An 18,978-nucleotide genomic window follows, 5' to 3' on the forward strand; every position below is an offset into this window, starting at 1 on the left:
TCCACTTATACTTTTTCTAAGACATGAATACACATGGCAGCTTCTTCGACTCCAATACTGCCGCCGCCATTTTCAGCTAGACCGATTCTTGCCCCAATAACCTGTCTGTTTCCAGCTTCCCCTCTAAGCTGGGTAACAACTTCGTATATTTGCGCAAGACCGGAAGCTCCAATTGGATGGCCCCTGCTTTCAAGTCCCCCACTTGTATTGATTGGAATGGATCCTCCGAGCGTTGTCGCACCTGATTCTGCTAGTGCCCCGCCTTCACCCGGGGGGCAAAATCCCATCGCTTCACTTTGGTGCAGTTCACCATAAGCAGTAGCGTCATGTAACTCAGCTAAATCAATATCCTGTGGACCTAGCCCTGCTTTTTTATAGGCCTCTTTTGCAAGTCTTTCACCGATATCCTCACCATCAAGGTCTCTGTCTGAACCTTGACCATGGACGGAAGCAAGAATTTTTACTGGACGAGATTTTTCAAGTTTTTTCAAAAATCTTTCAGAGCAAACGATAACCGCCGCTGCCCCGTCCCCAACTGGAGCACACATACTGCGAGTTAAAGGGTAGGTAACAGGACTATCGTTCAGAACATCTTCAATGCTCATCCGATTTTGATACTGTGCTTTTGGATTGAGGGAAGAGTGAAAATGGTTTTTCGATGCAATTACTGCTAGTTGTCTTTGGTTCGTACCATACTTGCTCATATGCCAACGAGTCATCATCGCGTAAACATCCATAAAAACACTTCTTCCAGCCCCAGGTGGTGATTCTTCCTGAGGGAGTGCAACCTCTAGGTTCTTTCCATAATCCAATAACAAATTGATCTGTCTATCAAAGTTCTCTACATCCATACAGCTTGAGTAGGCGGATAAAGATTTTGCTTTGTCTGGGTTCGTTAACTTTTCAGAACCGACAGCGATGGCGACATCATACACGCCAGCTCGAATTCCGGTATATGCTAGGTGCAGAGCAGTTGAGGCTCCTGCACAAGCATTTTCCACATTTGTTACAGGAATCTTATCAATCCCCATCCCCCTGAAAATCACCTGACCACGAATCGAGTGCTGCTTATCAAACATTCCCCAAAAAGTATTTGAGAAAAAGCCAGCCTGTAAATCTTCTGCGCTAATTCCTGCGTCCTCCAAGGATTGCTGTATTACGTGTTCTGCCATGGTCCTAACTGTCTCTCCGGGATACTTACCAAATTTGTTCATCCCAATGCCGATAATATAAACATCCTGCATATTATTGCTAACCTCCTATTGACTATTTGTTTTGTTTACTTCCTATGTACCTAGGATTTATAAAATTGCACCAGCTACTACTCTAGTACTTAGGCTTTGAGCTTAAAAACCGCTTTATAGCAAAAGTCCGTTAAAGATTCAGCAGTCATTTCTATTTCCCTAGGACTAGATGGCTGCCACATTATGTAATTTCCATAACCTTCAAACATACAAGCAAGTGCACGAATTGTAACATCGACATTCATATTATGGCAGTATCCCTTTTTCATAGAGCCTTTAATATCACGCTCAATCCTTTTAAATAACCTCTCACTCAGTTCCAACCATTTTTCTTTATAATGGTGGTTGACCATCATCGCTTCATTTAAGGCTAGGAGTATCCCTCTGTTTTGATAATAAAAATCTAATATTCTACGAGCTTCATCTTTCATCGTTTCATAAAGGTTTTCCGGCAAGGTTTTGGGCTCTATATTGTGTTTAACCTTTTCGAAAAGTTCGTCTACTAATTGATCTAGGAGGTTATTTTTATTTTTAAAGTAATGGTAAAAGGTTCCATGTCCTACATTAGCTCTTGTCGTGATGTCTTTGACAGTCGCTTTCATGTAACCGATTTCAGAAAACACTTCAATAGCGCTTAACATGATTTGATTCTGATTGAGTGTAATGTGCCGGTTTACTATTATTGCCTCCTGAGATTTCGCCATATTATTAACTCCTATTTTTCATAATTTTTACCTTTATAAACATTGTAGTCATATATGACACGAATGTCAATATAAACTGACAATTCAAAAATATAAAAATTTTTATCTATTCTTTAGTATTCAAAGATAACAAAAATAGGGTGTTCCAACTTTGGAACACCCTATTTTTGCGTCTTATATTGTTAAATTGGTTCCCTGTTCTACTTCACCATTTTTGACCATTTCTTGCAGCTTAAATTTTTGGATTTTCCCTGCCGCAGTTTTTGGAAATTCTTTAACGAAGTACCAATTCCTTGGTCTCTTAAAGCCAGCCATATTGGCTTTACAGTATTCTGTAAGTTCAGATTCTGTCGGCAGATCATCAAAGGAAGTTGGGATGATAAGCGCCGTGACTTGTTCACCCCAATATTCATCCGGCATGCCAACTACTGCAATATCGGCAACCTTAGGGTGGTCTCGCAACAGCGATTCTACTTCACTTGGATAAATATTGACACCGCCTCGGATAATCATATCCTTTAAACGCCCTTTTATTTTTATAAAACCTCTTTCATCCATGGAGCCAATATCGCCTGAATGCAGCCAGCCATCGTCATTAAGGGTAGTGGCTGTCTGTTCCGGCATATTGTAGTAGCCAACCATTGTTTGATACCCACGACAGCAAATCTCCCCATCCATACCAAGTGGAAGCACTTCTCCGGTTGCAGGATCAGCAATCTTGACTTCAATATGCGGATATGGCTGCCCAATTGTTTCTGCCTGGTCTTCAGGGGAATCATCAAGATGCGTTTGCGTTGTTCCACCATGCATCTCGGTTTGACCACAAACAATCGACATCCCACAGCCAAGTTCTTCTTTAACCCGTCTAACTAAATAAGGTTCAACCTTAGAGGCACCAGAAAGTAGAGATTTAAAGGTTGAGAGATTGTATTTTTTTCGATCAGGATGATTTAAGATTGCTTCGACCATTGTTGGTACTAGTAGTGCGAAGGACCCTCTCTCTTTCTCAATCAACTCAAGGAATAATCCTGGGTCGAACGCATTTACGAGTACATGAGTGCCTCGTTGTTGAAGGGTTCCGAGTACAGCAAACCCACAGCCGCCCATATGAACAAGTGGCATAACATTCACCCATACACCGCCGACTTCCATTCCGGCACGTTCAGCCATAAATTTAGTAGAGTTGGTTATGCCTTTATTGTGAAGGATGGCACCCTTGGATTTACCAGTTGTTCCTGAGGTATACATGATGACAAAAGGATCTTCCGGCTTTACTACTGGAAAAATGGTTGATTGACTGCCGCAATTGATGAATTCCTCAAAATTCGTAAAACGAATCACTTCCCGCAGTAAAGGTAAATTTTTGCGAACATTGGTAACCGCCTCGAGCATGTTATAGCCACGGTATTCATCAACAAGGAAGATTCCAGCTGCTTCTGAATGACGTATCAAATAATCTAGTTCTTTTTCCCTTAACGCAGGGTTAACAGTCACTAAGGTGACTCCTGCAATGGCACAGCCAAATTCAATCAGTACCCATTCCACTTCATTTGGAGCCCAAACCGCTACACGTTCCCCAGGCTTAAATTTTGTAAGCAATGCAGAAGCAACTCGCTCAGAATCAGCTAGCAACTGACTGTATGTCCATCTTCTGCGTTTTGCAGGATCCGCACCCCCTTCGACTAATGCAATCCGGTCAGGAACTTCCGCTGTAACCTCCCTTAATACTTGAGCAACAGTCCAATCGTTTAATGGAAGTGAAGTATCAGCCGGCCAGTAAGACTCCTTTAATACGGTAGAATGATATACCTCGTGTTTCGCCAAATTAATCCTCTCCCTTTGCATCCATTTAATAAGACTCCATTCACATTGTAGAATCTATAGGTGCACAAAAAACGAATTTATGGATTCACTACATTTGGACTCAGTTCATTATGCAGACTACTAAGTATGGTTTAAATAGTGTTGCCTATGTGCAGTTATGATAACGGTGACACTAAACTAAAAATATGGTCGACCGTTTTCACATCACGATTATAGAGCTGTTGAATTTATTCCTCACCTCCTTTAATGTTCGCCAGCTTAGTCCTATTTTCCTTTTAATTTTCTAATAATGACAATAATATCGAATATGACTACATTGTCATAATTAGATAAAAAGAATCAAATAAACTTCAATAATAGTTCTTACTACCCCTAAATATATTGAAGTTCATTTGTCCACTGAATGCTAATATTCAATTGTAAGCGCATACAAATAATTTGAATTCCTCCCTCAAAAGACATCCCCCATAAAGAATAAGCAACAAAAGGATTAACTTCGCTGCTTATTCTGGCTATCTAATAAATCAAATACATTATTCCTTAAATACAGCTTTATAACACAAATCTGTCAATGATTGAGCAACCTCTTGTATTTCTGCTGGAGTCACTGGCTGTACCATCAAATGATGACCATAACCCTCAAACATACATGTTAAAGCTCGGATCGTGACGTCAACATTAACATCGTGACAGTATCCTTTTTGGATTGAACCTTTGATATCGCGCTCGATTCGCTTAAATAGGCTTTCACTAATTTTTAGCCATTGTTCCTCAAATTGTCTGTCCACCATCAGCGCTTCTTTTAATGCCAGCAAAATGCTGCTGTTATTCACGTAATATTCAAGAATTCTTTGTGCTTCATATTTCATTCTCTCGTAAACCGTTAACTGCATATTCTTTGGCTGGACATAATCATCCACTTTCTCCGCCAGTTCATCTACCAGCTTACTTAGAAGGTCCTGCTTATTTTTAAAATAATGATAGAAGGTTCCATGCCCCACATCCGCACGTGAAGTAATATCATTCACAGTCGTTTTCATGTAGCCCAATTCAGAAAAAGACTCCAAAGCACCGCTCACAATCTGCTCACGTATATATGCCTTACGACGATCGGTTCTTGAATAATTTTCAGATTTCATATTATTCTCCTATTTGAATCAGATTTCTATATATAAAATTGTAGTCACTTATGACTAATGTGTCAATATATAAAAACTATTCAGAAAATTATTTTTGCACTCATTTGCTAAATCAATAAGGTAAAACAAAAGCCACTTACCATTAAAGTAAACGACTTTTTCTTTCTAATCATTCAGTTCCCATTGTAACTCCGAGTGACGTTAAAGAACCCAAGCATTTTTTATTCAATTTTAATCTTCAACTTTTTGTGTGTAATATTGATAACCAAGGTATTGATAGTTTTGCCTCTTATACATTTCTTTTGGGGTATCCTGACCATCTGCAACAAGGATGACGGTCTTATCATGAAATGTATCCATCACAAATTTTTGAATCCTGGTGCCGATTCCTTTCTTTTGGAAAGCTTCATCCACACCTAAATTATCAATTTCAGCTGTATCCTTCGAAATAATGACATCCACTGTACCTGCTGGAGTTCCTTTATATAAAGCAAGCAGCTGCATAAAATTCGGGTTCTCATAAATCCACTTATTTAACTCAACCTTTTGATTGGCGAAATTGCTCCCAAACACGATATCTTGCTGATATTGTAAAGCAAGAAATGATTTCAAATTTTGATTTGTTACAATTTGAACCTCAATGTCAGGGTGATCCTTTACCTTTGGAAAATGATTCGGTTCAATTGAATATAATTCTAGAAAACCAATATCATAATTTTTCTGATTTAAGTAATTCACTAACTTAGCAGGGATCTTTTCATTGACAGGAAATTTAAACTTCACATGCTTTTGACCATTTTTTCGATGGAAATCTCGTAAATAACGTTCTGCCTCTTTAAATTCTTCTAGTGCAGGAAAGGTTTTAAACTCAATATAATTACTATCATATCGCGATAACATTTCAGGAAAATGGTAGTGTTTGTATAGACTATTTTCAGCTGCGACATGACTATGAATAAAAATATTATCAAATGTAATTTGCATGAATGCTTTCCCCTTTTGTCATCGTTTAACTAGTATTTTTTTATAATTCCTTAAGCAATTTAATTAAATCCTCTCTTGTAACTGACATCTTTAAGACACCGCTTTTTTGAAAATCAATGATAGCTTGAAGGGTAAGAATAGTTGGTGGTGCAAGTTTTATTTTTTTATGTCGAAACGCAGTTAATGCTTCTTCCGGCTTAAACCAGCTCGCTCCATCAATTTCCTTTTCATCTGGTTCTGGGCTTTGTCCTGGTGGAAGTTTTGCTAGAAAAAAACGGGTATCAAAACGAATCGGACTTTCCTCGGGTGTAGTTATTTGTCCGATATACGTTAAACATCGAGGATCAAAATAGACTCTTTCCTGCTCTAACACTCGAACAAAAGGTATTTCACCACTTACAAGATCATTTCGATATTTCATTTCTTTTTCCTTTGGCAATAAAACCGGGAAACCATCAGTCGTATTACCCAGCAATATCCCAACTTCTTCAAACAATTCTCTAGCTGCAGCAATATAATGGGAAAGACTAATAGAAAGATGTACTTCATCACTTTTTATATAATCATTTTCAACCAATAGATCATGACTTTCTACGGCTCCTCCTGGGAAAACGTGAAATCCACCCATAAACTTCATGGTGACGGGTCGTTTTGTTAAATACACCCTTGATAATTCGTCCATCAATACTACGGTTGCGGCTGGTTTTGGAGTTGCAGCCATCAACGTTCCAATTTTTAGGTCCATACGGTTTTGAATGAGATCCTTTTTAACCTTACCTTGGGGCAATAGTTCAGTAGGATTCTTCTTGTTTATATATTCCATATCCAGCACCTCCTCATTTACATCGAAACCTTGTAATCCTGATTCAGCGATTACCTCCTCCAGGGTCATGGCATTACCGCCTCTTGTGATGTTCGTTAACTCTTCATCGACTCCTGCCACCCTGCACTCTATTCGGAGTACACGTCCATTTTTTAATATGTGTTTTCTACATAACAACTCTAATATCAAATAATCGGTCATGTACCCTTATTTTACTATAATGGGTACACAATGTATTCTTCTTGTTTACCTTTCTTCAGCTCTAGTATAAAAATTGCTCTACCTTTAGAAAGGGTTGCTAACTTTAATATGACTTTAGCTGGATTTTAAATTACTTCTATATTTACTAGAAGGAATTGGCGCAGACCCGTACCTCTCAGGACCGAATCATAAATCATGCCAGGACAATCCTTTTCTCCAATTTATGGACCTAGTTGAAAAGGGAATGACTATTCCGCCAATATTCTCATACTCACAAAACCAGTCAGGGTATTTTTCATGTAGTCGAGATTCTATTTTTGATTTTTTTCACCCAATAGAAGCCCAACAGTTGGCCGTTCTTTCATGATTAACAATTGGAAAACTATATCCTCGGGGATTTCCAGTTCTTTTATAAGGGAGGACGATGCAAGGATTTCAAACGGAGCCTGAAAATAATTATTATGCAGCAACAAGGATTCATCTTTTATTACGAGCTTACTTTCTGTCTCTTTCATACCAAACTTGGTATTAATGCTCGTTATTAGTTGGGGCATTCACTATTTCCCCGAAGTTTTCTGTACGTGTATATAATCTTGATGTTTTCCATAGATATTTACTTGAAGGGCGCCATGTATGGGATTGAGCATGATTTCTTAATATCGCGAAGTTATAGCAGCTTGAAGAGTAAATTTTAAGTCCCTTTTTTTGGCATCTTTTTAGGAAGTGCAGACATTCGCCAAGATTTTTCTTCCCAAATGGAATTAATTGAAGCAGCTTTTTTGTAGTAAAGATCGTTGCTCCTTGCAGGATGCTAACCTCACGTTTTTCCCTTCCAGGAAACCTCAGCCTTAACTCCTTTTCATGAATTAAATACATAAAACACGTTCGTTTTCCAACAACATCTGCGTTAAATTGTTTCAACGTTGTGATTGCTTCTGTTAAATACAATGGACCATAATAATCGTCATCGTCCATTTTGGCAATGTAGGTATATTTTGCTTTCTCTACTCCGAAGTTTAAACAATCCCCAAGAGATGTTTCTTCAGATAACTGAAAAACAGATACCTTTTCATAAACAGTGGCTTTTTTCTTCCAAGTTTCAAGATCCATATTATCATTGTTTAATATAATGATAAGCTCTTTTTCCTTCCACAGTTGTCGTTCATAGTTAGCAAATATGGTATCGAAAGATTCAGGTCGATTTGTTGCTAAGATGATGGATATTGGCTCTTCGGCAATCATCGATTCATCCTCTTTATTCATTTGACTATTCCTCCCAAACCCTCTTTTGTATAATTCACGTTCCGTGCTTTGATTAAAATAATCTCTCCTAGTGGAGACTTTCCAAACAATCCTTACCGATAATATATGTTTCTTAACCCATATCACTCTTATGCGTTCCCAGGAGATAACCAATAAAAAGACAAGCCTCTAACTTTGGAATGCACTTCTCCATAAAGGAAAAGAAACTCATACATCAATTGGAATAAGCTTTTCAATGTAATCAGTTATTTAAATTAAAGTACTTTATTGTTTCAGCTATACCACCTGAAAGATCCCATTCGGGTGTAGGCTCCCAGGTTAAATCTGTTTTTGCTCTTACATTTGACAAGCAGCTCCTAGAGATATCGCCTGGTCTTTTATCAAGATAATTGATTATAATGTCCTTATTTCCACCAAAATGTACAGTTAGTTCTTGAATTAAATGATTTAGTGAAGTTTCTTTATTAGAACTGATGTTAATGGTTTTATTATGTGCTCTAGTTAAAGCTAAGATATTAGCTCTCGCAACATCTTTTACATAAATAAAATCTCTAGTTTGTTTACCATCTCCATATACATTAATTGGCTTTTTGTTCATTAATTGATTGATAAAGATGGTAATGACTCCTGCTTCTCCATCCTTACTTTGTCTTGGTCCATAAACATTGGCATACCTTAAAATGGTATAATTTATTTCGTATAATTTGCAGTATCTTTGAATATACTCTTCACAAGTAGCCTTGGATAGACCATAAAAAGAAAGCGGTCCTAGTTTATGATCTTCTTTTATGGGAACATCTTCTGGCACACCATAAATAGCTGCAGTTGAGGCAAAAATAAATTTTTTAACTCCAAATTTTTTACATGCATTTAATAGATTAATTGTAGCTATAATATTTTGAGAACAATCATATAATGGATTTTCCATTGAATGCTGTACTGAAACTTGAGCCGCCTGATGGATGACGCAATCCGGTTTTTCAGTCCGGAAAACCGTTTCGATTTCTTGATCCCTGATATCCATTTCATAAAATGTCGCTTGAGAATGAAGGTTTTTCCTTATTCCTGAAACCATATTATCGACTACAACCACGTCGTATCCTTCCCCAATTAAACCGTCAACTATATGCGAACCAATAAACCCCAACCCACCTGTTACTAAAACCTTCATACGAACACCTCCTATTCTATAGATTAGTCCCTTATTACTAAATTTATTGAATTGGGAGCTTAATATTAATACAGATATCCTGCAACCAATTACATTTTCATAATATTGTCCAGACCAATAATACTTTTTAGCCATCGATCCTTTACAATTTTATCCGTATATAAACTCTTCATCCCAGAACCTATGTCAACTGCCACTTTTCCGTATTCACCAGCAATATGGGAAGCAATAATGATTGCATTTGTCCCTGCAGCAATTAATGCAAGATCAAAATTATATTTTGAAATTTCATCTTTAACCCTTGGAATATCTTCATATTCATAAATACTTATGGTCCCCACAATATTGAACTTTAGGTTGTCTTTTAATCTTTTATTAAGTCCTGTTCTTGCCTTATCAGCTATCGAACTAATTAATAAAATATTTTTATTTCGTAACATTTCTTCAAATTTTTCTTTTTGAGAGAACATAAAAACACGCCGAAGATTTGCTTCGAATATATAATGTGGATTAATATCATAAGCTTCAAATACCTTCTCCGTTAATAGTCCAGCATCCATGGTTTTTACAATTGTGTTGTACCCAATAATATCAGCTTTTCGAACTGCATCTACAACCTCATCACGCAGCGTTATATTTGGGAACCGGACTCCTCGATGTTTAAGTCCTGCTTTTATCCCCTTGTTAGCTACACGTGCTTCCGGATGGTTCATAAACTCTTCCTCGGAAAAGATAGTATATTGTGCCATGACAAAAGACTCTGTTGCACCAACTGATATTACTGAAAGTGGTTTTTTATTGTTTAAAGCAAACAAAATTTTATCCATAAGCATTTCGCTATTTAATAGTTGTGCATCTTTCATTTACTTCTCCCATCCTTTTGAAATTCTTCCAACTGTTAACAGATTACTTTAACAAGGCTAATTGGCGAATTTTTATAACTTGTACGTCTTTATATACCTTATGAAAGATGCAATTTAAGTTATTGGGCTAATCCTTTATTTTTTTAAAATGATAAAATCACCCAACGTAAACCATTAACCTTCTATACGCATATCATAAAGTTGACGGGTGGTTAACAATCTGAAAATCATTGGTAACTTTACAACTATACCTAATCTAAAGAACAGAGCCTTTTCATTCATTATTATCATTTTTTTAAATTTTGGAGGCTGTTATGGGAAAATTATCGATACTTATGCCTTATAGACCTGATAATGGCCCAAGGGATCAGGCGTTTAGCTGGGTAAAAGCATTTTACAAAAAAATGCTTGCGGAAACTGAAATTTGTATCAGCGACTGCACCACACCTCTTTTTTCCAGAGCACAAGCAGTAAATAATGCTGCAAAGCAAGCAACAGGGGATATTTTTATAATTGCTGACGCGGATATTATTTTAAATCCTGATATCATTAATAAGTCCGTCCAGCTCCTCAATGAACATGCGTGGATCATACCTTATTCCCGTGTGAAACATATTTCAAAAAAAAGTACAAATGAACTCTTAAATACTGGTCCTTCCTGGCCTCCACGAATTCATTTTGAAGTATCTAAAACGGCAGATGCAGGAGCACGTAATTTTGTGGGTGGGTTAAATATTATTCCGCGCAAAAACTTTGAAGCAGTAGGAGGATTTGATGAAAGATTCCTAGGGTACGGAGCTGAAGATGATGCCTTTGGCCACTCAGTCAACACCATTTGCGGTCCTTATTTAAGGCTGGATACAGATATTTTCCATTTATGGCACCCAAGAGTCAGAACGAAAAGCAATCCCCATTACCAGGCGAATTGCGCTCTGCTAAAACGTTATGTTGATGCGGGAAAAAGCAAGAAAAGGATGCTTAGTATTATTAATGAAAGAGTAAAAGACTAGAGGAAAAATGAATGAATTGTCAATATTAAGGTGGACGATTATGACTCATTCCCAAATAAGAATATTAATGATGTTGGAATGTCTGAATATCGGCGGGACAGAAACTCATACCCTCTCTTTAACAAAGCAGTTAATCCAATGCGGGATTGATGTAACCATATATAGTTTTTCGGGCGGAAATATTCATGAAGATTTTACTTCACTAGGCTGTCCCGTGTATATTGGTTCCTTAAAGGCAGCTAATAGATTAGAAGAAGTGCATAAAATCATTTTGAAACATCGAATTAACATCATTCATACCCATGATAAATCTGCAGAGTTAGCTGATCATGCCGCCAGCAAGCTTCACCTTCCATTAATTTATACCGTTCATGGAACCTATTATGATATTTTTTCCAAATTACATCATAAAAATACGGCTTTTGTTAGTGTAAGTTCCCCTATTAAGAACTGGTTGGATGCTAAAGGAATTCCTTCTACTTTGATTCATAACGGAATCGATATGAAAAAATATCATTGTAATCGTGATCAGCACAGCCTTAAATTTCAATTAGGAATTCCTGTTGATACCCCTCTTATTGTTTACGCTGCACGACTTGGCAATCGAAAAAAATTCAAATTATGTGACGCATTTATCAAAACATGTCCCGCGATACGGGAAAAATTCCTCTCCAACATGCATGTGGCGATAGTTGGCGGCAGTCCCAATAACAAACGAAGATTCAATTTAATAAAGGACGAAGTAAACAAAATCAATAAACAAAACGGGGAGAACTTTATTCATGTGCTAGGTGAAAGAAAAGACATGGAAAGAATTTATCGCGGTTCAGATTGTGTAGTGGGTACCGGGAGAATTGCATTAGAAGCTATGGCCTGTGAAACAAAAGTCATAGCGGTTGGATCGGCAGGATATGTCGGCTTCATTACCCCAAACAACTTTCATGAGGCTTGTCTGCTGCATTTTGGTGATCATGCTGGAAAAGCAGTTTTTTCTAAAGAAGTATTTTGTAAAGACATTGCAGAAGTTTTCCTGTCCGATTCATCATCAGATATTACGAACATTAAGAAAAACCGCGAACTTGTAGAAAATAAGTTTAGTATTGAACGAGTAACAAATGATTTGCTTCAGGTTTACAAACAACATATGAATCCAGACATACTGAGATAATATTTCTACTGTAAACGGATAGCAATATGGCTATCCGTTTGCAGTTGTTCAGTCTACAAGACTATCACTTCATAAAGTCAGTCTTCATTAAGCTGCAGACAGTTTCCTTTAGTCCTTCGTCAAGAGTATAAGAAGGTTTCCAACCCAGTTCCCGCTTTCCTATTTGAAAGTATATAATGCGGAGTGCCTTCTACCTTGACAGATTCAAATTTTGCAACCATTTTACTTTAAAAAAAGTCCTTGCACACGACAGATGTCCCTATTTTCATATGTGAACGTTACTCTTTTTTGCAGAAAAATAATGGTGGGAGGAAGATCCCAGTGATTCTATTATGATTTTTAATTAATTTTTTCGATCTGATCTATTAGAAAAGATAAATCATTTACATGGTTTAAGATCCATTCCCTCCCTGGATCCCTCTTTGAACCTTCTTTTTTTAGCCACCACCCCAATAGATAGAATTTGTACATGATCCTGCTACAAATGTAACTATTATAAAAGCTTCTCCAATCGATTTTATTTTCGGTTTTTAAATTCCAGCCATTCAAATATGATTGCAGAGCCAATGTTGAAAGGCTCTCCGAAGGAACATGAATATCCTTTTCGCCAATGTATTCCATCAGCATGCACATTGGGGCTATTTTGATATTTTCATAATCCAAAACCACTGTTTGATTATTCGGCTCTCTGATTAACAGATTAAATTTAGATACATCCCCCGGATGAATGGTGAGAGGCATATGGTAAATGGTATCTATAATAAGGTCAATTAACCCATTTTCGCAATTCATTAGAAATACTGCCAATTTTTCTCCGCCTATGCTGTTAACCGATTTGGTTTTTCTTTTTGCTAGTCCGGATAATTCCAAGAAGATATTAAAATTTTCTTTCCTTACAAATACATCATTAACCAGATCTTCTACCTTATCCTTACCATAATGAGTATTTCCAGTTAAAAGGGCACCTGCGTTGCCGTGTTGATATTTAATAATGGGATCCTCATAGCTAGCTGCAAAAACTCCTAAATCCCTAAAAACGTTTGAGATAACATTTTTGTTCGAAAAATCAGGATTTCCCCCATCTATCCATTCAAAAATCATGATATATCTTGCTGGGTTAAATTGATATGAAAATAGTTTAGTTATGTGGTCTCTTACTGGTTGAGAAAGTGCATCATAAAATAATATTTCTTTTATAAATGAAGGTGTGGTTCCATATTTAACGAAATAATCCTTTGTATCTTTTCCTGAGTTTATCCTCAATCTAATTTTCTCAATTTTTTTAGTGTCACTGTTTTTAAGAATTAATTCCCGGTCTACAATTTCTGCATGTTTTAATCCTAGAAGCTTAGTCATCTCAGAGGAAGTAATGTCTTCTATAGGATGCGATTTCATATTATCAGCTCCCATTTCATGATTCACTTAGAAGGTCTTTAATCATCGCTACAAACTGACGTCCACGCTGGACAGTGGAGTGCTGTTTACGAACGAATTGATACCCTTCTTGAGCGATTGTTTCCCTTTCTTTGTCATGGCGCAAGTAATACTCAGCCTTTTCTAGAAAATCCTTTTCCGTTATAGCAACAAAATGTTTACCTGGAATCAATCCTAAATCAATGATTTCTGGAGAGACAGGCGCTAACAATAATGTCTTGCATGCGAGAACTTCATAATATTTCATTACCGTATATTTATATATTGAATTGCATGTAAAAAAGATTTTGGCCCGATTTATTTCTTTTGCATACTTTTCACCAGCAAATGTGGTGTATTTTTCATGGTTCTCGATATTGCGGTAACCAGGATGTTCATGGTAAACAAAACCGGGTTTGTTCTGCATGGTCTTAAGAATTTTATATCTCAATGGATAAATTCTTGAATGTACTGCACCCATTAAAAGAAAATCAATCTCTTTCTTCAGCCCATAATCTTTGAAGATATTAGTATTGGCATGGTGCGGCAACCATCTCATTTTACTTACATACTCTGGGTACCATTCCTCAAATTTGTCTCGATAATAAATAAAGATCGCTCTTGCATTTAAAGATTTCAGTTGTTCTCTTCGTTGCGCTTTATGATAATGGATATCGTGCATATTGACAGCGAATGGGATGTCTAATGATTCTAGTCCGGACACCTTTGGTGTATTGGTTTCACCAAATTCATTGATAAAAATAAAATCGGGGCGTGATGGGAGAGTGTTAAGGATATCCTTTATATCACCAGGTTCATGCCAAAGTGTTAACTCTGATAACTTTCCCACTTCATTTAATAAATGATGAAACTCTGGAGATACATATTTGCTGAAATCACCGGTAATAACAAGAATGTTTAACTTTTTCAACAGCGATCCCCCCCAATATGAATTGATTCATTTTCCCATGGAAAAATCGGTTAGAGTTCATAACATTGTCCACACTGATCCGTTTTTCTTTCATCAATAAGACGCTGCATCGCCCGGGGATCTCCATTTGCCCTTTTATATCTTTTAAATAAATCAAAATTATCCCCCGTTATTTCGTCTTTTCTTCTATTTCGGGGGTGCCAGCCTTGCCCGCTTCGTCGAGGGTGCCATAAATGGAAAATTGCTTCATTTAATATTTTATATTCACCACACATCGTATTCATTGAATAAGCGAATGCATCATCATCTCCACCCCAGCCACAAAACCTTCCATCAAATCCATCTACTTTCTCAAAATACTTTCTGGGAACAATATTAAATCCATGATGCCCGCTTTTGATAGTCCATTCCAGCTCTTTTTTGAGCGGGACTTCAGGTTTTGTTTTATATAGTTCAAGAGTACTTTTTTCGGAAATCATATGAACCTTGTCAAAAGGAATGACCCATGGATGTTGATCTAATAGGTCAACTGATTTTTCAATAAGTTTTGGGTTAAAGAAAACATCTGAATCCACAATGACAAAAACGTCTCTTGTTGCTTTGGATGCCGCATCGTTTATGGCTTGCGACCTGGAAAACATTCGATATTTGCAACTGCCTATACATAATTCTGCATCCGGCAGGAACTCCTGGTAAAACTTCTTCACCCAATCAAATGCTTTATCCCGCGGTCCATTATCTGGCCTGTAAGGAATGAGAATGGAAATATCCTTCAAATTTATTGACCTCCTAAAATGAATGTTGTATCCGAGCAATACAAAATGTAATCTGTCTTAATTAATTTATTCAGCCGGGGTGTGATTGGCTTAGGCAAAATGGTTTTAAATTTTCCCTGTGTTTCTGCCTACTGATTCCCTCTTTCTTTGAAAATGTATAAACACCATTTTGTTCACATCCATTCCCTAAACAACATATTTTATTAGAAATGCGCACTTACTTTACTTGGAAAGGGAAGAACGTATGCAAACAAAACAATTAGGCAGTTCTCAATTAATGGACGAAATCTTGGAGTGTTTAAATAATATGCAACCGTCTTCCATCATATCTGTAGGACAAACGGAAGCGGTTGTAATCGGACAAGATATGTTTAATTCCGATCCTGTTTTACAGAACTTCCAAACCCACCTTCGCAGGGAAGCAAAGATTGCCAATAAAGGAATTAAGAAAGGATTTTATCATCGGGGGGTTCGATTCCCTAATCCCCAGGCACAGAAAGAAGCTCTAGAGGCAGTAAAAGCGGCAGATATCATTGGCTATAACATGCTAGAACCAAATGCAAGAACGATTACTCAGCGAATTTTCTCACTCTACAGCATCCAGCCAAATGAAATATTTTAAGCCAATATCCGAAGGGTGTTTATGAAATCGCAGGAGGAAAAATTCAAACAAATTTTAAAAGGCAGAAGAGTATTATTGATTGGTTCCCAAGCTCCGCAAGCCAAGAGTTCACTTGAAGAGAAATACGCTAAAGATTTAGGCTGCACCATTGTGGGCGCCATTCCAATTTATGAATATGAAGATATTCCGAATGTAAAAGAAAAGCTAAACGGTTTCAACTTTGACATTTGTTTTCTGTCAGCGGGGGTAAATGCCGTTATTCTTGCCTCGTATATTGCCCAGAACTTTGGAAAAATAGCATTTGATATTGGTTCAGGCATGGAGACGTTTTCGACTGATGAAGTGGTAACCGATTCTTTTATTAATGACACTATCGGCCTTGATAACTTGATGAAAATGTAATTTTGGTCTTAAACATTTAGGGGCAAGAGTAAGCTGATGTCTCTTAACAAGGGAAAGTCGTTGTTAAGGGAGTCACGGTCCTGGAAATCACGCTGGTACGAAGTTTGCTTCTGACGGTTAAAGTCATAGAACGTAAAGAAAGATCTTCAATTATCTAACTTTAGGATGAATGGAACATGGAAAGAGAGCTTTTATCTATGGCATTACAGATAGACATGCATATATTACTTAAGAAAATGACTCATAAAAATAAAAAGCTGTGTGTTAAAAAAGTCAACATCCAGGCTAACATAGCAAAAAAAAGAGGGTGAAGAGATTGAAACCCACACAACCCTTATTATGGGTTGCTGAAGAAGGTGGAAATGAACGAGGCTATGAAGTCACGAACGTCAAAGGAGAGAATTAATGGTACACAAGGAATTTGATTATGTCATATTTGGTTCAGGTATATTTGGAATGTACGCTGCCCTTTTGTTAGCTAAAAAAAAACATCAAGTAGCCTTAATTGATATTGAGGATTCCCCTTTTAAAAGGGCAAGCTATATTAATCAAGCAAGGATTCATAAAGGTTATCATTATCCAAGAAGTATATCTACAGCCATTAGATCTACTTTGAATTACGAGAGGTTTTGTAATGATTTTTCCTTTGCGATAAATAATAAGTTTACAAAAATATACGGGATATCCATTTCTGATTCCTTAGTGAGTCCAACCCAATTTGAAAATTTTTGTGATTATATTGATATTCCCTTAAAGAGCATAAAGCCAGGAATCTATTTTAATAAAAACCGAGTAGAAGCCGCTTTTGAAACAGACGAATTTTCATTTGATTCGGAAAAAATAAGGGATTGGTTTTTAGAACAACTAAAACAAATAAAGCATGTATCCTTTTTTTGGGGATTAAACTTAATTGAAGCAGAGGTTGTCGATAGCCAATATAAACTTTCGTTTAAGGATGATCTTTCCATCTCGACCCCTGCAGTCCTTAATGCCACCTATGCTTCCACTAATATTATTTTGGATAAATTCAATTTACCTTTTATTCCACTAAAATATGAGTTATGCGAAATGATTCTTGTACAGCCTAATCAATTTCTCGAAAATGTTGGATTAACGATCATGGATGGTCCTTTTCTTTCCTTGATGCCTTTTGGGTTAACAGGCCTTCACTCCCTATCTTCTGTCAAATATACACCTCATTGTCCTTCCAACGAATCATTGCCGACATTTAAGTGCCAGGATTTCAGAGAAGATTGTACTCCAACTGACTTGAAAAATTGTAATGATTGCCCGGTTCGACCTTTGAGCTCATGGCCATATATGAAACAACAGGCAAAAATGTATTTTAATGAACAAGTTGACTTTTCTTTTGCTAGGTCCCTGTTTGCCATTAAAACGATTATCTCAAGTTCCGAAATCGACGATGCAAGACCGACGCTATTCCAAGAACATAGTAAAAATCCATATTTTATGACTATATTATCGGGTAAGGTAAATACGATTTATGATCTAGAGGAAGTGCTGTAATGATTCAAACCTTCGTTTCTTTTGTTGTTTATATTGGTAATGAAGAGGAAAGCTGTATTTCTCATTTTTTGAAGACAATAACACCCTATGTAAATCAAACATTTGCTAATTATGAAATTCTATTAGTTAATGATTCAATAAAGGGACGGAATCTGTCATTATTAGAAAAAGAAGTTAGTGATCTTAATGGTCATTTTATCATTTTAGATTTGGCCTATCGGCATGGGTTGGAAAATGGAATGATTGCCGGATTAGATAGGGCTATGGGGGATTATGTATTTGAAATCGACTCAGTTCGCTGCAATTATCCAGTTACTTTACTTGAGGAAATGTTTATAAAAACCAAATCAGGCTATGATATCATCTTTGCACGGCCAAAGGAAAAAAGTGCATTGAATTCTTTTTCAGGGATATTAGTCAACAGGCTTATTCATTTTCCTAAGAACTTACCAAGTGGACCTATAAAAGTGATTTCAAGAAGAGCAATTAATCAAATTTTGACCTTTATAAGGATTAAAAAGATTAATAAAAATCTTTTTAGGGATTCCTTATACGCCTTGTCGGGATATGCATTTTCGGCCATCAACTATACCCCTGTTAACAATGTAAAAATATATACTCACAGTAAAGATCGAATTTTTAACGCTCTATATTTCAAATTACTCTATTTTAGACTTAGATATTTTTTAATCGCTCTGTGTCTATTCCTTATACCATTCGCTTACTTCACTGTAAGGTACGGTTCTGATTTATTTATCCTTTTGGGCTTTTTGTTCTTCTTGTTTATTAAAATGATGTATCTCTCGTTCCTATTAAGGAATCAATATCAATCGACCTATCAAATAAAACAGATTAAAGTCTATAAGGAAAGAGACCAAATCTTTCATATTAAGCGATCATAATTGGAATATCA

17 protein-coding genes and 1 pseudogene are annotated in these 18,978 nt (G+C 36.7%); 5 read left to right on the forward strand and 13 right to left on the reverse strand.

Annotation, left to right across the window (positions count from 1 at the left end):
* Positions 1-5 precede the first annotated feature (5 nt).
* The 10 genes from F4694_RS04595 to F4694_RS04640 all read right to left on the reverse strand — a co-directional run bounded on the left by F4694_RS04595 (position 6) and on the right by F4694_RS04640 (position 10,216).
* A complete protein-coding gene (locus F4694_RS04595; RefSeq protein ID WP_179595720.1) occupies positions 6-1,244 on the reverse strand; it encodes a thiolase family protein in 1,239 nt (412 codons plus the stop codon).
* An 89-nt stretch (positions 1,245-1,333) separates the two neighbouring features.
* A complete protein-coding gene (locus F4694_RS04600; RefSeq protein WP_179595721.1) occupies positions 1,334-1,948 on the reverse strand; it encodes a TetR/AcrR family transcriptional regulator in 615 nt (204 codons plus the stop codon).
* 174 nt (positions 1,949-2,122) lie between these two features.
* A complete protein-coding gene (locus F4694_RS04605) occupies positions 2,123-3,772 on the reverse strand; it encodes a class I adenylate-forming enzyme family protein (protein ID WP_218895514.1) in 1,650 nt (549 codons plus the stop codon).
* Between the two features lie 533 nt (positions 3,773-4,305).
* Complete coding sequence (locus F4694_RS04610; RefSeq protein WP_179595723.1) at positions 4,306-4,911, reverse strand: TetR/AcrR family transcriptional regulator; 606 nt, start codon at positions 4,909-4,911, stop codon at positions 4,306-4,308.
* Between the two features lie 231 nt (positions 4,912-5,142).
* Positions 5,143-5,895, reverse strand: coding sequence for a GNAT family N-acetyltransferase (locus F4694_RS04615; RefSeq protein ID WP_179595724.1), 753 nt, complete (start codon positions 5,893-5,895; stop codon positions 5,143-5,145).
* A gap of 40 nt (positions 5,896-5,935) precedes the next feature.
* The gene (locus tag F4694_RS04620; RefSeq protein ID WP_179595725.1) at positions 5,936-6,838 is read right to left on the reverse strand and encodes an NUDIX hydrolase; all 903 of its coding nucleotides are present in this window, start codon (positions 6,836-6,838) and stop codon (positions 5,936-5,938) included.
* A 392-nt stretch (positions 6,839-7,230) separates the two neighbouring features.
* Positions 7,231-7,434, reverse strand: a complete 204-nt coding sequence (locus F4694_RS04625) for a hypothetical protein (RefSeq protein WP_218895515.1) — start codon at positions 7,432-7,434, stop codon at positions 7,231-7,233.
* A gap of 13 nt (positions 7,435-7,447) precedes the next feature.
* Entirely contained in the window at positions 7,448-8,182 is a 735-nt protein-coding gene (locus tag F4694_RS04630; protein WP_179595727.1) for a glycosyltransferase family 2 protein, read from the reverse strand.
* Between the two features lie 241 nt (positions 8,183-8,423).
* Entirely contained in the window at positions 8,424-9,353 is a 930-nt protein-coding gene (locus tag F4694_RS04635) for an NAD-dependent epimerase/dehydratase family protein (protein ID WP_179595728.1), read from the reverse strand.
* 89 nt (positions 9,354-9,442) lie between these two features.
* Positions 9,443-10,216 carry a GT-D fold domain-containing glycosyltransferase gene (locus tag F4694_RS04640; protein WP_179595729.1) on the reverse strand — a complete coding sequence of 258 codons (774 nt, stop codon included), beginning with the start codon at positions 10,214-10,216 and terminating at the stop codon, positions 9,443-9,445.
* A 314-nt stretch (positions 10,217-10,530) separates the two neighbouring features.
* On the opposite strand from F4694_RS04640, the gene F4694_RS04645 reads away from it, so the two are divergent.
* Both F4694_RS04645 and F4694_RS04650 read left to right on the forward strand, forming a co-directional pair.
* Positions 10,531-11,226, forward strand: coding sequence for a galactosyltransferase-related protein (locus tag F4694_RS04645; RefSeq protein WP_179595730.1), 696 nt, complete (start codon positions 10,531-10,533; stop codon positions 11,224-11,226).
* 40 nt (positions 11,227-11,266) lie between these two features.
* On the forward strand, positions 11,267-12,394 hold the full coding sequence (locus F4694_RS04650) for a glycosyltransferase (protein WP_179595731.1): 1,128 nt from the start codon (positions 11,267-11,269) through the stop codon (positions 12,392-12,394).
* 339 nt (positions 12,395-12,733) lie between these two features.
* Here the strand turns inward: F4694_RS04650 and F4694_RS04655 are convergent, their stop codons facing one another.
* The 3 genes from F4694_RS04655 to F4694_RS04665 are packed head-to-tail and all read right to left on the reverse strand — an operon-like array spanning position 12,734 to position 15,514.
* Positions 12,734-13,816: a hypothetical protein gene (locus tag F4694_RS04655; RefSeq protein ID WP_218895516.1), complete on the reverse strand. Its 1,083-nt coding sequence runs from the start codon at positions 13,814-13,816 to the stop codon at positions 12,734-12,736.
* Positions 13,806-14,738, reverse strand: coding sequence for a glycosyltransferase family protein (locus tag F4694_RS04660; RefSeq protein WP_179595733.1), 933 nt, complete (start codon positions 14,736-14,738; stop codon positions 13,806-13,808). Before F4694_RS04660 ends, F4694_RS04655 begins: the two co-directional genes overlap by 11 nt.
* A 50-nt stretch (positions 14,739-14,788) precedes the next feature.
* Positions 14,789-15,514, reverse strand: coding sequence for a glycosyltransferase (locus F4694_RS04665; protein WP_179595734.1), 726 nt, complete (start codon positions 15,512-15,514; stop codon positions 14,789-14,791).
* A 244-nt stretch (positions 15,515-15,758) separates the two neighbouring features.
* Between F4694_RS04665 and F4694_RS32910 the strand changes: the two are divergent.
* The 3 genes and pseudogenes from F4694_RS32910 (at position 15,759) to F4694_RS04685 (ending at position 18,967) form a co-directional block, all read left to right on the forward strand.
* A pseudogene (locus F4694_RS32910) lies at positions 15,759-16,538 on the forward strand (GT-D fold domain-containing glycosyltransferase).
* A 405-nt stretch (positions 16,539-16,943) separates the two neighbouring features.
* On the forward strand, positions 16,944-18,065 hold the full coding sequence (locus F4694_RS04680) for an NAD(P)-binding protein (protein WP_179595737.1): 1,122 nt from the start codon (positions 16,944-16,946) through the stop codon (positions 18,063-18,065).
* Positions 18,065-18,967, forward strand: coding sequence for a glycosyltransferase (locus F4694_RS04685; RefSeq protein ID WP_179595738.1), 903 nt, complete (start codon positions 18,065-18,067; stop codon positions 18,965-18,967). Before F4694_RS04680 ends, F4694_RS04685 begins: the two co-directional genes overlap by 1 nt.
* The last annotated feature ends 11 nt before the right edge of the window (positions 18,968-18,978 follow it).

This window comes from Neobacillus driksii (assembly GCF_013409995.1).
In the GTDB taxonomy this organism is placed as follows: domain Bacteria; phylum Bacillota; class Bacilli; order Bacillales; family Cytobacillaceae; genus Neobacillus; species Neobacillus driksii.